Annotated in this window: 11 protein-coding genes; all 11 read left to right on the top strand. The window is 45.2% G+C overall.

Annotated elements, in window-relative coordinates:
* Nucleotides 1-4 precede the first annotated feature (4 nt).
* A complete protein-coding gene (locus QFZ80_RS08820; RefSeq protein ID WP_307558458.1) occupies nt 5-2,152 on the top strand; it encodes a Sip1-related alpha-galactosidase in 2,148 nt (715 codons plus the stop codon).
* Nucleotides 2,153-2,177: 25 nt separating this feature from the next.
* Nucleotides 2,178-3,488, top strand: coding sequence for an FAD-dependent oxidoreductase (locus QFZ80_RS08825; protein WP_307558460.1), 1,311 nt, complete (start codon nt 2,178-2,180; stop codon nt 3,486-3,488).
* Nucleotides 3,489-3,504: 16 nt separating this feature from the next.
* The gene (locus QFZ80_RS08830) at nt 3,505-3,726 is read left to right on the top strand and encodes a hypothetical protein (RefSeq protein ID WP_307547349.1); all 222 of its coding nucleotides are present in this window, start codon (nt 3,505-3,507) and stop codon (nt 3,724-3,726) included.
* The gene (locus QFZ80_RS08835) at nt 3,723-5,609 is read left to right on the top strand and encodes a beta-N-acetylhexosaminidase (protein WP_307558463.1); all 1,887 of its coding nucleotides are present in this window, start codon (nt 3,723-3,725) and stop codon (nt 5,607-5,609) included. The genes QFZ80_RS08830 and QFZ80_RS08835 overlap by 4 nt, the downstream gene beginning before the upstream one ends.
* 10 nt (nt 5,610-5,619) lie before the next feature.
* The gene (locus tag QFZ80_RS08840; RefSeq protein WP_307558465.1) at nt 5,620-7,125 is read left to right on the top strand and encodes an FGGY-family carbohydrate kinase; all 1,506 of its coding nucleotides are present in this window, start codon (nt 5,620-5,622) and stop codon (nt 7,123-7,125) included.
* 26 nt (nt 7,126-7,151) lie between these two features.
* Entirely contained in the window at nt 7,152-8,948 is a 1,797-nt protein-coding gene (locus QFZ80_RS08845; RefSeq protein WP_307558468.1) for an MBL fold metallo-hydrolase, read from the top strand.
* Between the two features lie 376 nt (nt 8,949-9,324).
* Nucleotides 9,325-10,836, top strand: a complete 1,512-nt coding sequence (locus QFZ80_RS08850; protein WP_307558469.1) for a spore germination protein — start codon at nt 9,325-9,327, stop codon at nt 10,834-10,836.
* 23 nt (nt 10,837-10,859) lie between these two features.
* Nucleotides 10,860-11,945 (top strand): Ger(x)C family spore germination protein, encoded by a 1,086-nt coding sequence (locus tag QFZ80_RS08855; protein WP_307558471.1) that lies wholly within the window; start codon nt 10,860-10,862, stop codon nt 11,943-11,945.
* Between the two features lies 1 nt (nt 11,946).
* Entirely contained in the window at nt 11,947-13,059 is a 1,113-nt protein-coding gene (locus QFZ80_RS08860; RefSeq protein ID WP_307558473.1) for a GerAB/ArcD/ProY family transporter, read from the top strand.
* A gap of 233 nt (nt 13,060-13,292) precedes the next feature.
* Nucleotides 13,293-14,879 carry a type 2 periplasmic-binding domain-containing protein gene (locus tag QFZ80_RS08865; RefSeq protein ID WP_307547336.1) on the top strand — a complete coding sequence of 529 codons (1,587 nt, stop codon included), beginning with the start codon at nt 13,293-13,295 and terminating at the stop codon, nt 14,877-14,879.
* Nucleotides 14,880-14,965: 86 nt separating this feature from the next.
* Nucleotides 14,966-15,925 (top strand): ABC transporter permease, encoded by a 960-nt coding sequence (locus QFZ80_RS08870; protein ID WP_307558474.1) that lies wholly within the window; start codon nt 14,966-14,968, stop codon nt 15,923-15,925.
* Nucleotides 15,926-15,932 lie beyond the last annotated feature (7 nt).

Genomic DNA, 15,932 nt, shown 5'->3' on the forward strand with positions numbered 1-15,932 from the left:
CCCTATGTTTCAACTTAATGAAATCGAACTGCAAAATCTAAGTTCAAGCGGCTTGCAGGATGTTCTGGGCCGTATTGGTGTTACCGTGACGCCAGATTCGGGTCCGGCATTGCCACTTCTGCGCGGAGCAAGCGAAAAGACTGCGGGAACTGATGATCTCGGTGATTACACAGAAACGAAAGTAACCTATACGAATGAAGCAGACACGGCTGTTGTTCATTTACAGTTCCGCTGTTATGAATCCTTTGTACTGACATCGGTGCAGGGAGAAATGAAAAATGCCAACGATTTTGGCAAACAACTCTGCTTTGCCGCTCAGAATGGCATCATCATTCATGCACAAGGCATGACGAATATTGATGGTTTAATGGCCAATTATCAGCATAAAGATTGGTGGACACGACCACATTTTGACCCAAACTGGTCGACATTACCTGAACGGACACAATCTTTGCTGTGGCGTAAGGAATCATCATTCTACCATTTGCTTCCTGTATGTGGTCCTGTGTTCCGAACGGATGTGTGCGGTATAGAGGAAGGCTTGCAAATTCGCGTTTCTTCGCATCAAGGAGGAAGAACGCGCTGTGAGTCGTTATCGTTTGTATTAGGCACGGGGACTGATCCTTACCAGCTTGTAGAGCGACATGTGGAAGCTGCGCTGCATACTCTTGATTACCCCACGCTGCCTCGCGCACGTAAACCCTATCCTGAAATTCTGGACTCTCTTGGCTGGTGCAGCTGGGATGCGTTCTATCATCAGGTTAATGAAGAAGGTCTGTTGGTAAAAGCCGAAGAAATGCAGGCTGCTAGATTGCCGGTGCAATGGGTGATGATTGATGATGGATGGTCACAGACGTTAGATAAAAAGTTGTCCTCGTTTGAGGCGGATGTAGAGAAATTTCCCCAAGGTCTTGCGGGTACGGTCCGTGAGCTCAAAGAAAAGTATGGCATTCGTTGGGTCGGAGTCTGGCATACCATTGCCGGTTATTGGGGCGGCATTCATCCGGATAGCCCACTCGCGAAGCAATTCAGCGATTATCTATACAGCAATGCCAAAGGGAGCTTAATTCCATATCCGGATGCGGGCCTTGGCTTTGGTTTCTGGCATGCTTGGCATTCCTTCTTGGAGCGTCAAGGTATCGATTTTGTGAAAGTAGACAGCCAAAGCGCCGTCTTAAACTTCACCAAGCATGAGTGGTCGATTGGTGAGGCTGCAGCTGCTGCTCATGAGGCGCTGGAAGCATCAGCGGCATTACATTTTAACAATACGATCATTAACTGCATGGGGATGGCAGCGGAAAATATGTGGCACCGTCCTAAGTCATCTGTGTCTCGCAACAGCGATGATTTCGTTCCCCAAGATCAATTTGGGTTCGCCGAGCATGCCTTGCAAAATGCTTATAATTCCTACTATCACGGTGCTTTTTATTATGGCGACTGGGATATGTACTGGACTAAGAATCATGATGATATCCAAAATGCCGTACTCCGCTCGGTCAGCGGTGGTCCGATTTATTTCAGTGATGCCCCCGGCAACACCGATGCTTCAAAAATATGGCCATTAATTTATAACAACGGAAAAATCATTCGCTGTGAGCAAACGCCGAACCCTACGGCTGATTGCTTGTTCCTTGATCCTACGAAGGAAACCGTACCGCTCAAGCTATGGAATATCGCCAAGTCATCCGGTGTCGTTGCCGCGTTCCATATTGGTAAATATACGGACTCAGTCAATGGCACAGTAGGTCCGTCCGACGTTCCAGGATTGGAAGGCGATGAGTTTGTACTCTATGAACATTTCTCTGGTGAGATGAAGATCATGCGTCAGGGCGAACAGCATGCTTATGAGCTGCAGCCAGGTCAATGTGCACTTTACCTGATTATTCCTTCAGAGGGTGCTGTGACACCAATTGGTTTGACAAACAAGTATGTAGCAACAGATGCGGTTAGCGAAGTGAAATCGGAAGGATCTATACAATTGCTTCAGCTCAAAGAAGGCGGTACGTTCCGGTTCGTGTCGGAGAACAGTCGTGTTTCCGCGCAGTTGAATGGCAAGGTGCTTCCAGTCTTACTTATCAGCGAGCATTTGTATGAAGTAGACGTTCCGATGTTGGATGAAAAGCTGAATATTGTTCTTTCCGTATCGAAATAACACGTGCATGTGGAGGAGAGATGACATGGACAAGGCGACCCAATGGGAAGCGGAAATTCCCGTATTAGCTAACAAAGATGTTGTTATCATCGGGGGTTCTTTTGCTGGTATTGCATGCGCGGTCGAATTGGCCAAGGCCGGACAACAGGTCATGATCATTGAGCCACGGACTTATTTGGGGCGGGAATTAACCGCCTCTCTTCGTCCGTGGCTTGACCTTTCTTCGCATGTTGATCGGAATTGGCCTGAGCTGATTCAGTTTGTCATGGAGCAGTCTGCTACACAAGCAGGTGCTGCTGACATGGTTCATATTCCGCTGCATCCAGATCGCCTTAAGCGGGCACTGGAAGATAAACTACTATCGCATGGTATTGAGCTCATTTATGCTTCACTTCCAGTTGCCATTGTAGGTTACGATCAGGAAATAGGTCTGGAAGGCATTGTGATTGCTAATAAAACAGGCAGTCAATTCATCCGCTGCAGCAAGCTGATTGATACAACGGAAACCGCGATAGTCTCACGTCTTTGCGGTGAAACGGTGGTTGATTTTGCATCCGATGAAAAGGCAGCGTTTGCAAGAATATTGGAATTTACTGGAGTTGAGTGGCCAGATGAAGCTGCTGAAGAGCTTACGTATGCGGTTCCTGAGCATTTGGGACTATTGGGCGGTCAAGTCCGACTGATGGAGGGTTATCGTGGGAAGCAGCATCGCTATGTTGAGTACTGGTTGCAATTAGCGAGTGCCAACGAGATTGAAACAGTGGGTGAACGCGAACTGGAGGCGCGCATGCGCGGCATGGCGTTAACGGCCTATTTGGTAAAGCATGTTCCAGCATTCAGGAAAGCGGTACTATGCGGATCGTCCTTCGAGCTTCACGGTCCAATACCGCTTAGCGGTGCGGAGACGCAGCAAGGCAATCCTGACCCACAGGCGATTGATATGCAGCAGACAACGAATGAGATGCCTGGCATTTATAGCTTGTGTAAACAGCTTCCGGTATGTCTAGATCCGATTCTAGCGGTTGAAGCGGGTATGCAGCTGGCAATTGAATTAATTGGAAGGCCTTCTACTAAACAAGTAATTACACCAAATACATGGAAAAAGATAGACGCTCCAATTCCTACGCTCAAGAAGGTAGATGTGCTCATCATTGGAGGCGGCTCGAGCGGTGCCTGTGCATCCATTACAGCAGCAGGGGAAGACGTGAACACGCTTCTCGTGGATATGAATCCAGGGCTTGGCGGAACCGGGACACTGGGCGGGGTAGACAGCTATTGGTTCGGTAGAAGGGAAGGCTTCGCCGCTCGCCAGAGCGCTTGCCAGGTGCGGCAGTAGACTAGGTTATGAAGTGTTGGTTCAGTATGTGAGCGATGGCCGATCTCTTCTTGCCAAGCAAGCGTTGCAGCAGCTGCGGACTCTTAATGGGCAATTGCTCGACAAGGATGCAGAAAGTTTGCGTATTTGGCTTGATACGGAGCAGCCCTATCGCCGAACGCACCCACTACAGCTGCAGCTTGATATTGAAACGAACAGTGAATCCATACTACGCACTTGTGAGGAGATGAAGATATGAGGCTTCATTTGGAAGGCGATTTGCAAGAACTCGAAGCGGGACTATGTGTTGTAAGTAAGGAGCTAGGATGCACACTCAGTCCTGATGGTTTAGTGATTCAGGTCGTCCGATCAAACGATAATCAATTGGAAGCAGGCTTTAAAGACGGGAAAGGCTGGATTCGTTATAAAGAGCCCATTCATTTTTTTCGTGCATTTGGCCTTTGGATACAGCATTACAAGAGCAGGGCCCATTTCCATCTAACGGAACATGTACAGTTTGACACCAATGGCGTCATGGTAGACGTATCACGCAATTCGGTCTTGACGGTAGGATCGGTTGAAGCGATGCTGCGAAAAATGGCATTGATGGGGCTAAACCGGCTTATGCTGTATACAGAAGATACATTTGCCGTTGAGCCGTATCCTTATTTCGGCTACATGCGGGGACGCTTTTCGGCTCAGCAATTGAAGGCTTGTGACGACTATGCTTTTTCCTTGGGCATTGAAATCGTGCCATGCATTCAAACCCTTGCCCATTTGACGGAAGCCTTGAAATGGAACTATGCCGGAGATATCCGCGATACCAGTGATATTTTGTTAGTTGGCAGTGAGAAAACATACATGTTTATTCGACATTTGATTGAGGCGGCGGCGGCTCCGTTTCGCAGTAAGAATATTCATATTGGGATGGATGAAGCCCATCAGCTGGGTCTTGGACGCTATCTGGAGCAGAACGGCTACCGCAAACGCTTTGATATCATGAATGAACACTTGAAGCAAGTTGTCGATATCTGTGGTGAGTTCGGACTTTCACCGATGATTTGGAGTGACATGTATTTCCGCCTAGGCTCAAAAACAGGCAATTATTACGATTTAAACGGGCAGATTCCAGCGGATGTAATAGCCGATATGCCTACGAATGTGCAGTACGTCTATTGGGATTATTACCATGATGACGAAGCTTTTTATCGTACGTTTATAGAGAAACATAGAGCTTTTGGCGCTGGCCCTGTATTTGCTGGTGGGATTTGGACATGGGGCAGTGTTGCGCCCAATTACGGCAAGACCATGGCTACCACTTTAGCCGCATTGAATGCCTGTAAATCAGAAGGAGTTCGAGACGTCTTTGCTACCATGTGGGGGGACAATGGCGCGGAGACGAGTGTGTTTACCGGTTTGGCTGGCATGCAGCTTTTTGCGGAGCATGGGTATTCGGAGAAGGTGGAGGAGGCGAAGCTGGCTGAACGCTTTGCTTTCTGTACCGGAGGCAATTGGGACGACTTTTTAGCCCTCAACGCCTTTGATGAAACGCCAGGTATATCCAAAAATAACATGCAGGAATCTAATCCTTCGAAATTTTTGTTGTGGCAGGACGTGTTGATCGGCTTGTATGATTCTAACGTGCAAGGACTGCCGTTAAGCGGGCATTATGCTGATTTGTCGTTGAAGATGTCGGCTGCTATAGGAAGGAACGGGGATTGGGGCCGACTTTTCGTGTTTTATGAACAGCTGGCTGGCGTGCTGCGTGTGAAATGCGATATGGGGATACGGTTAAAAAGCGCTTATGACGCAAATGATTTGGATCAATTGAGGCATATCGTATCGGAAATCAGCTCTCTACGGGGTGCTGTAGATCATCTGCGGAAATGCCATCGCACCATATGGCTAGCCGAGAACACACCATTCGGTTGGGAAGTTATTGATATCAGATACGGAGGCGTACTATCCCGACTGGAGACGGCACAACAGCGAATTCAAGACTATCTTTCTGGAAGCGTTAACCAGTTGGAGGAATTGGAAGAGCAGCGGCTCTTTTTCGATGCTCCGTGGGTCATGAGGGAAGGTACGCTGGGACGCGGCTCCTACCATCGCATTGTGACTGCGGGAACTTTCTCAGGATGAGGTGGCTACTTTGTTTTTAGCTTTGGATATAGGTACAACGAACATGAAAGCAGGAGTAGCTGACGAAAATGGAAACCTGCTGGCTACAGCAATTAGGGCTAATCGGAAGCACCAGCATGCACAGGGGTATGTTTACTATGATCCACAGTATCTGTGGAACACCGTTGTCGAACTTATCAAGGAAGTGGTAACTGAAGCGGGCATTCTTTCTATTCATTCCATGGGCATAACCAGTATGGCTGAAAGCGGGCTGCTGGTTGATCGCCAAACCGGTGCAGCCAAGACGATGATTATTCCATGGTTTGAGACGTGTGCATTACCCTATGAGGCACGGATAAAAAGTGAAATTGATGCTTACGAGCAGTTTTGCCAAAGCGGACTTCACACGTCTTTTAAACAAGGGCTGTCGAAGCTGCTCTGGATACAGGAAACACAGCCCGAGGCGCTTGAAGGCGGTGTTTGGCTATCCGTTTCCTCCTTTGTTGCTTATTTACTTACAGGAAGGTTTGCGGAGGAGGAAACACTTGCTGCCCGAACATTCGTGTATCGGATGGATAAGCGGACGTGGAATCTGCCGTTAATCCAGCATTTTGGACTTGATGAAAGTCATTTTCCAACTGTAGTTGCAACGGGGACTTCCATAGGAACCGTACTGCCTGAAGTTAGTCGGAGACTTGGTTTAAGACCTGAAACATCCGTTTGTCTTGCCGGGCATGATCATGTATGTGCTTCTCTGACGATTGGTCAACCAGAGGTTGGACATGTCTATAATTCCATGGGCACTGCGGAGACGCTAGTGGGGCACTTCGGCATAAGGGAGCTCGGGGAAGCCGATTATCGTTCTGGACTTGCCTTTGGACGCCATCCTTTGCCGGATCACATGTTTTGGATGGGCGGTCACTCGGCTTCCGGTGGCTCCATCGAATGGCTGCGGGATCTTTTGGATAAAGGAGATTTATCATATTCCGAAATTCTGGGCATGTTGGACCAGGTTGCCCCTGCTCCAACGGGTATTCTGTACTACCCCTATCTGTCTGGTTGCGGCGCGCCTTCTCCGAATGCCTTGGCTAAGGCTGGCTGGATTGGACTTACTACGCGTCATAGTCGAGGCGATATGTTCAAGGCCATATTGGAAGGAAACGCTTACCAGATGGAATGGCTGCGGCAGGAAGCCGAAAAAGTAGGGGGAGAGCCCATCAACAAACTGATTGTTGTAGGTGGGGGCGCCAAGAATAAACACTGGCTGCAAATAAAAGCAGACGTTTCCGGCATCGAGCTGCAGCATCCGAATTTGCCGGAAGCAACACTGCTTGGCGCTGCTTTAATGGCGGGTGTCGGTTCTGGTGTGTACGCTTCTTTCGAGGAAGCTATACATGCTTTACCAGCACAAGAGTCACAAGATTACGTGCCTGATCCTTTGAGAAACGCCCAATATCGGTCCTTGTTCGAGAATGGCTTCTCGCGCTTTCGTCCGATGCTCCTAGAATACGACATGTGGCTAAGTTTGCAATCATAACAGTAAGAGACGGGGTAAACATATCCATGATCGAACTTTCAAAGAATTTATTTCTATATCAGGACACATGTCATGTGTACGTAGTGAAAAATGGAACAAAGGCTGTCCTAATCGATTTCGGCAGTGGTGATGTACTTGATCGACTCACAGAGATTGGGGTAGAACAAGTCTGCGCGGTTTTGATGACGCACCATCACCGAGATCAAGGGCAAGGACTTGCACGCGCGGCAGAAGCAGGTATCCCCATTTGGGTGCCGCACACCGAACAAGACCTGTTTACGAACATGGATGCACACTGGCAGGCGAGGGAAGTAGTTAATAACTACAATGTCCGTCAAGATCGCTATTCCTTACTCGAACAAGTAGCTATCGCCGGAACGCTAAAAGATTACGAATCGCGCGAGTTTGCCGGATATGAATTCAAAGTAGTTCCGACGCCGGGACATACAATCGGTTCCGTTAGCTTTCTTGCCTGGTTTGACGGGCGGCAGGTCGCTTTCACCGGCGATTTGATCGCCGGTCCCGGTAAGATGTGGTCGCTCGCGGCGACGCAGTGGTCTTACAACGGTGGGGAGGGGCTCCCAGCTACCGTTGCTTCTTTGCTCGATCTGCAGGATCGTGCACCGGATTGGCTGCTGCCGTCGCATGGTGAACGAATGGAGCAGCCATCCGAGGCGATCGGCAAGCTAATCACCCGGCTGCAGGAGTTGATGCAATACCGTCAGCAAAACCCGCGGCTGCTTCTATTGCGCGAACAACCTTTCGAGGAAGTAACACCCCATCTGCTGCGCAGCCGAATGAGTATGTCGGATTATTATGTGCTGCTATCGAAAAGCGGCAAGGCGCTCTTCTTCGATTTTGGCTACGATTTCCTGACGGGTATTCCGGTCGGATCGGACCGCGCTTCTCGCAGACCATGGCTGTATACACTGGGGACATTAAAGAAGCAGTACGGAATTACGCAGGTGGATGCCGTCGTGCCGACCCACTACCATGACGATCATGTGGCCGGCATTAACCTGCTGCGGGACAACGAAGGGACGAAAGTTTGGGCTTCTGAAACGTTCGCAGACGTTCTTCGCCATCCTTCTCACTATGATTTGCCCTGTCTTTGGTTCGATCCAATCCCCGTTGACCGTGAGCTGCCAATCGGTGCCTCGATCCAATGGGAGGAGTACGAATTCACACTCCATCCGCTGCCCGGACATACGTTATATGCGGTGGTTATCTCGCTTATGGTCGATGGTAAGCACGTGCTTGTCTCTGGGGATCAATATCAGGGAGGAGAAGGACTGCTCTGGAATTACGTGTATCAAAATCGCTTTCGCATACAAGATTATGTGGACAGCGCAGCTTTGTACGAAGCTTTGAATCCCGACGTTATCCTGACCGGCCACTGGGACCCGTTATGGGTGCAGCCAGGTTACTTCGCCGAACTGGCAATACGTGGAAACGCTTTGGAAAGACTTCACAGAGAGCTGCTACCGTTAGATGAAGTTGACTTTGGTGCAGAGGGGATTGGATTGCGAATTTCGCCTTACCAGACGCAAACTCATGTTGATGAGAAATTTACGATGCAGGTTGATGTGAAGAATCCATTCGCACGAGAAGCACTGGTTGAGGTGCGGTTGGTTGTGCCACCAGGCTGGCGGGCTGACCCGGAGCAAGCATCACGTCAGATAGAAGCAAAAGGAAGCGAGCTTATTGAATTCTGTGTTACACCGTCCGGGCCTCCTGTCCGTCGCGCAAGGGTAGCCGCAGAATTGACTGTGGAGGGAAGACGCTTCGGCCAGCAAGCGGAAGCGCTCGTCACTGTGAAATAAACCCGTGATTCGCAAGAACCAAACCCCTTAAACGGCAGGAATGGGGCTGCTCAGAAAGCAAGTTTATTGGACGGGTTGGAGGAACAATCACACCCATTTTTATGGGGATGATGGTTGTAGCCATGTCATTATCAGGCTATTTGAAGGAAGCACTTTCTCTTGTTACGGTATTTGCTAAGTAAGAAATAATCCTCATACTCGCGCACCCAGCGGGTATGGGGATTATTATATTTAAGGGTTAAGAAAAAAGCATAAAAATCAACATCTTTGCAAAACATAAAGTGAAATGAAGGTAAATTATGTTAGTTGTTTCTTATTGAGGTGATTCTATTTCATGAACAAAACACTGAAGTTACTGTGGAAAGATCTCAAAAAGATGAACAAAGAGAAACCCGCACTAGAGCAAAAAGTAAAAACTGAATTTAATAATTTTGAACAATTAATGCAAGTAGCAGCTCTATCCAGTGATTTTATAAAGAGTTTTATTGAACTCCCGCTTCAAAAATTAAGTATTTCCTATTACAAGACGTTGATCGATGATCATTTACTGCAGCATAATTTGATTCACACCTTGCAACTTAGTGCTTGTGAGGTTGAAATCACAGTGATTGAAGAGATTTCAGCATGGATTCCAATCGACCAAATTATTATCACCGAGGATATCAAAGTCATTCAAAGCAGTCTGTTAAAAGGGTATGCGATTGTTCAAATACACGAGAATGATCTCAAGTGTGCTTTAATCAGGCTCTCATCCAGTGAGGGTTCAAGAGATCATAATACAACCGAAAATGAATTTAGTGTTGTAGGTCCTAAAGTAGGATTTGTAGAAAAGTTAGATATTAATATTCATCTATTACGAACACAAATCAAAATCCCAAATTTAATTGTTAAGGAATTAACCTTAGGCACCGTTTCAAATACCAAAGTTGCGATTGTGTATCTGGATGGCGTAACGAATGAAGAGAATCTGAAGATGGTCGAGCAGCGTTTACAAGATTTTGATTTCGATGTTATTTTTGATTCTTCTCAATTGGAACAAATTATTTCGGATAATTCGTGGACACCATTTCCACTTTTTGTATCAACGGAACGGCTGGATCGTGTTGTGTATGGCCTCATAAACGGCCAAGTTGCTATTGTTAGTGATGGCTCGCCTTATTTTATTACGGGACCTTCGACATTGTTTGATTTCTTCATATCTCCCGAAGATTATTATCTGCCATGGGTGTTGGGATCCTTTTTTCGGCTATTCCGTATCTCTGGCGTCATTTTCTCCATATTTGCTTCATCGATTTATGTAGCTTTAACAACCTTTCACTATGAAATGATTCCTATAGGTATGTTAGGACCTTTGATTTTTTCTAGGCAAAATGTTCCCTTTCCTCCGGTACTTGAAGTACTCTTTCTGGAGGCTACGATTGAATTTCTTCGAGAAGCAGGAGCAAGGCTGCCAACAAAGATTGGTCAAACGCTAGGTATAGTTGGAGGGATCGTTATCGGGCAAGCTTCAGTTGAAGCGGCATTAACAAGTAATATTTTGCTTATTATTGTAGCTTTATCAGCTTTAGCCTCGTTCACGACCCCCATTTATAAGATGTCAAACACGATACGCTTTTTACGTTTCCCTATTATCTTATTAGCTGCCTGTTGGGGCAATTTGGGGATTGTCATTGGTATTTGCCTATTACTCATTCACATTACACGGTTAAAATCGCTAGGTACCCCTTACACAGTACCTGTCTATCCATTAAGAATGAAAGATCTCAAAGACAGCTTTATTCGACCTTCCTATGAGGTAACTAATTTAAGACCTGGTTATTTGAAACCCAAATCGTCTTTACGCTATAAACCTAAATCGAATAAGAAAAAAGATTTTGATGAAGAATGAGTCGACAATTTGTGGGGTAAATTATGTATTTCCAAAAAGCCTGTTTAAGCCTTTTATGCATGACTTTGATATCCGCTTGTTCGAATCAAAGGCTTGTGGATGAAATTAAAATTGTCCAAACGATGGGTTACGATTTAACGGAACATGGTGTTAAGAGTGTTGTTCTATATCCCATTTTTGAAAATAAAAATGAAGCTCAGTTAGAGTTTTTGGACACGAGCTCGAATTCTTACTATGACATCATTCCAAGACTGAATACCAAGACAAATGATCCTATTGAATATGGCCAACTGAGGATGGTCTTATTTGGAAAAACGTATTCACAAAAAGGAATTGATGCCGTCATACACAGCTTATGTCGAGATGCCAAAATAGGTACACGCATACAACTTGGGGTTTCAGAAAGGGACGCTTCAGAAATATTAACGACCTCAACGAAATACAAGGATCCGTTCTATATCTCTGGTATGATTAATCAGAACATCATCAATGGAAATATACCCATGACGAACTTGCAAGAGTTCTTATTTGATCATTATGGTGAAGGACGTGATCCCTTCCTACCATATATCATCCTTGAACGAGGAAATGTAAAAATTGACGGTATAGTCTTGTTTTCATCCGATAAGTTCAAAACCATGATTAGCATGAAAGAAGCCTTTATTTTGAAAATGTTAGTTGATAATTCAAAGAATGGTAGCTACATGTATCCGTTGAATGGCTCCAAATCCAATAGAGATGATTTTATTTTACTGCATAGTATCGGTTCTAACGTGAAGTTTACCGTCGATCAGGTTATGCCGAAGCCCATGATTTCAATCAAGGTTAATTTAAAGCTCCAAGTCAAAGATGTCCCTAATCAAATTGATTTGGCGAAAGAGGAGCAATTAAGAGGACTTGAACAAACAGTCGGGAGCTATTTTGAAAAAGAAATTCAAAGCTTCATTTCTTTATGTAAAAAAAACAAGGTAGATCCTGTTGGATTCGGTGATTTGGTTAGAAGTCAATCATTGAATTGGGAGGAGAAGGAATTTTATGCAACGTATGAGCAATTAAAGACGAACGTAAAAGTGAAAGTTCACATTATCCAGACGGGAGTTGGCGAGTAGATTGGAAAAGGAATCCCATACAATATCTCCCTATCTCGTTTTTTTTCTTCTCCAAAGCAGTATGATTGGTGTTGGCATCATGAATTTTCAAAGAGACCTCACTGATCAAGGAGGTTATAGTTCGTGGATTTCAGTTCTTTTGGCCGGGATCATCATTCATATCCTTGTATGGATCATTTATCGTATGCTATCCACAGACCCAGTAAATTCGGATCTCATTTCACTGAATAAAGCCTGCTTTGGTCGTATTGCCGGAAATCTAATCAATGGGGCGTTTGTGTTATATTTTTTTATGGTAGCATTTAGTGTTTTTAGAGTTTTTGTTGAAATTGTTCAAGTGTGGCTTTTTCCCTCCATGAGCATGTATCCGGTTAGTATCGTTTTTCTTGTCGTTATTTATTATACGATATCGGGCGGTTTTCGTACGGTTACCGGCTTGAGCTTTTGGGGTATCATACTTCCTTACATCATTGTTGTTCCCCTTTTATTTTTTGTTTTAAAGTACTTACATCCTCTGAACTTGCTCCCCATCGATGTGGGTTCAATCGAAAACATATGGCTTACTATAAAAACCATGGTGTTTCAATATTCCGGTTTTGAAGTCATATTACTCATTTATCCGTTGGTTCACACACCAAAAAAGTCATACAAATGGGCACAGTTGGCTGTTTTATGCTCGACCTCTATCTACTTAGTTCTCACACTCCTTGCTTTTATGTTTTTCAGTCAAGGACAGATGAAGCATATCATTTGGCCAACGTTAACCATGCTTAAGACTATCGAAATACCACTTATACAACGACTAGAGTACATCGTGATCTCAATCTGGTTTCTTAAAATAATAGCCACTGTCTCCATTTTTCTTTGGAGCGCCTGCAGGGGGTTGAAAATCGCTGTAAATATCAAGCACCGAACAAGTTCACTAATTTTTCTAGCTGGATTCTTGACCATGCAGATACTGTTCTTTAAAGATCGATCTAGCATTAGCATCTTGTCTATGGTTGTCTCCAACATAGGCTTTTATTTTATTTATGTGTACATTCCAATTTTATTTGTAATCGTTCTATTGAGGAGTAAATTTATGTCGAGAAAATTGAATGATGGCAAAAAATGACAAAGCGTATTACAATTTTATCAGGAACGTTTATCAGAATGCGGTCTATAGGGCTGCATTTTTTTTGTATAAATTAAAGAGTCATTTCTGTATTATGACCACTATTTCTTGAAATAGTCTGCTAGTTTCGCTAGTTGGGCGGACCTATAATGAAGTCAAGTAAACGTCATCATTTAGCTTTTACAGGGGGTAAATGTTTACAGACAGTAAATAAACAGGAGGGTGTTAATCAAATGAAAAAACTGGTAGTGCTAGGACTTGCTACAATGTTTGCGCTTACAGCATGCTCTGACAACAAAGCAACAACAGAAACTCCTAAGGAAACAGGTAACGCTAAACCGGCCAAGCTGTCGCTTAACTGGTCCGTCATGAGTGGACTTATGGGAAATGTAACATTGCCTTCTGCAGACAAAGATTTCGTCAAAAAAGCGATTGAAGAGAAATTTAACGTTGATTTGAAAATCGATTATATGGTGACAGGCAAAGAATATCATGACAAGTTGAATGCTACACTTGCGGGCGGAAGCGCTCCTGATCTGTTCATCGCTGGTGGCGCCGAGTCCCAGAAGTACATTAATGATGGAATTACCGCAAACCTGGGCACATTCATTACGAAAGAAACGATGCCTAATTATTTCAAGTGGGTAACGAAAGAAGAAGTAGATGCTTATCAACTCAAACAGGGTGAGTTCACTCGCGGTATGGTGCCTTTCTCACGTAACACCTACGCATCCTGGTATATTCGCCAAGACTGGCTCGATAAGCTGGGGTTGAAGTCTCCCAAAAATTACGAGGAACTGACCAATGTATTAACCCAGTTCACGAAAGCTGATCCGGATGGCAATGGCAAGCAGGATACTTACGGCTTTACTGCAGCAGGCAGCGGGCAAAATCTTCCTTTCGACTTCCCGCAATGGTTGAACAACGGTTTTGTAGCTGACTTCATGATCGTTGACAATAGCTATGTAGACAATCGTACGGATCTTAAGGTACAAGGTGTTATCGATCAAGTGGTGGAATGGAACAAAGCTGGAATCGTAGATCCGGACTGGTTCCTGAACAAACCTCCAGCTCATTTTGATAAAGCTTCTCAAGGCAGAGTCGGCATGTTCTTCACACCTGGCGACAAAACAGTGGCGCTGGATAGTGTTGCTACAAGCGTACAAAACCGTACGAAAGCTCTTGATCCCAAAGCCAATTGGCAGCCTATTTACCCGCTTAACAAACCGATCATGTGGAAATACAACGTTCCTACAGACACGTTATTGATAAGTAAATCTACAGCCGATAAGAGTCCGGACAAAGTGAAGCGTTCCTTGGAAATCGTCAACTGGCTTGCAAGTGAAGAAGGCTTCTTGCTGAGCCACTACGGTCAAGAAGGTAAGCACTACACGAAATCTGGCAACAAGATAACTTTAAACGTTGCTGCATTCGAAGCGGATATCGCCAAAGCAGGCAACTGGCTGAATGTGTACGCTGCATTTACACCGGAAGAACCTAATGTACTTGGACTTGAACTGATTGATTCCCGCGTATCCGAGCATGACCGTGCGATTCTGAAAACGATAGAAGGCTTCCCGAAACATAACGCATTGCCTCCAGTAAGTTTAGTTCCTCCTGCAGGTATCAACATCGGGGATTTCCGCAAAGAAATGAGCAAATTCCATGCCAAAGCAGTTCTTGAAGACAAGAGCGGTAAAAATTGGCCGCAATACCGTGAAGAACTGATGACCAAATTCAAAGGAAGAGAAATCTTCACCGAGTATACCAAACAATTGAACTCCGTTCTGAAAGATAAGAAACTTAACGAATTTAAATAAACGTGTCAAGGCATCGAGGGGAACCCTGGGTTGTTCATGGGTTTCCTTCTGCCTTCCAACAGAGATACGGCTAGGAGGATATGGCGATGGCGGAAACCACAACTGCAATGAAAGAGAAACCTACTGCAACACGCCCGGTGAGGCAAGGTACACTACGAAGCATTTACCACAGCAGATGGTTCTACCTCATGATGATACCTGGACTGGTCTATTATATTCTGTTTCATTTTGCTCCAATGGCAGGAACCTTGATAGCTTTTCAGAACTACAACTTGATGAAGGGCATTTGGGGAAGTCCTTGGGTCGGTTTTGATAATTTTCGAGTCATTTTCGATAATCCTGAATTTTTGCAAATCATGAGAAACACGCTGTTAATCAGTATTTACAAAATTGTAGGTAACATGGTGCCTGATGTTATCCTTGCACTCATGTTGAATGAAGTAAGGGTGCTTTGGTTCAAACGAGCTGTTCAAACCATAACTTATGGACCTTATTTTCTATCCTGGGTCATCGTGTATGGATTAGCTTTTTCTTTCCTAGCTCCGGGCTCCGGATTAATTAGTACTTTTGTACGCGATATGGGTTGGGGACAAATTGATTTATTGACGAATCAGGATTTCTTTAGACCTATGCTGGTACTTACAGAAATTTGGAAAAATACCGGATTCGGAGCCATCATTTATTTGGCGGCTTTGTCATCCATCAACCAGGAACTTTATGAAGCTGCCGTCGTGGATGGTGCAGGACGTTGGCGTCAGCTCTGGCATATTTCGTTGCCTGGTATCCGTGATGTATTTGTGCTTCTGCTGATTATTAGAATCGGCGGCATACTGGATGCAGGCTTCGATCAAGTTTTCATCTTCTTGAATGCCCGGGTGTATGATGTCGGGGATATTGTGGATACATGGGTTTACCGATATGGCTTCGAGCGTCTGGAGTTTGGCGTTGCAGCAGCTATGGGTGTTTTCAAATCCTTGGTAGGGCTCGTTTTAGTTGTAGGCGCAAACAGACTGGCCAAGAAAGTCGGTGGCTCCGGCATATGGTAGATTGCAT

Source organism: Paenibacillus sp. V4I7, assembly GCF_030817275.1.
Classification (GTDB): domain Bacteria; phylum Bacillota; class Bacilli; order Paenibacillales; family NBRC-103111; genus Paenibacillus_E.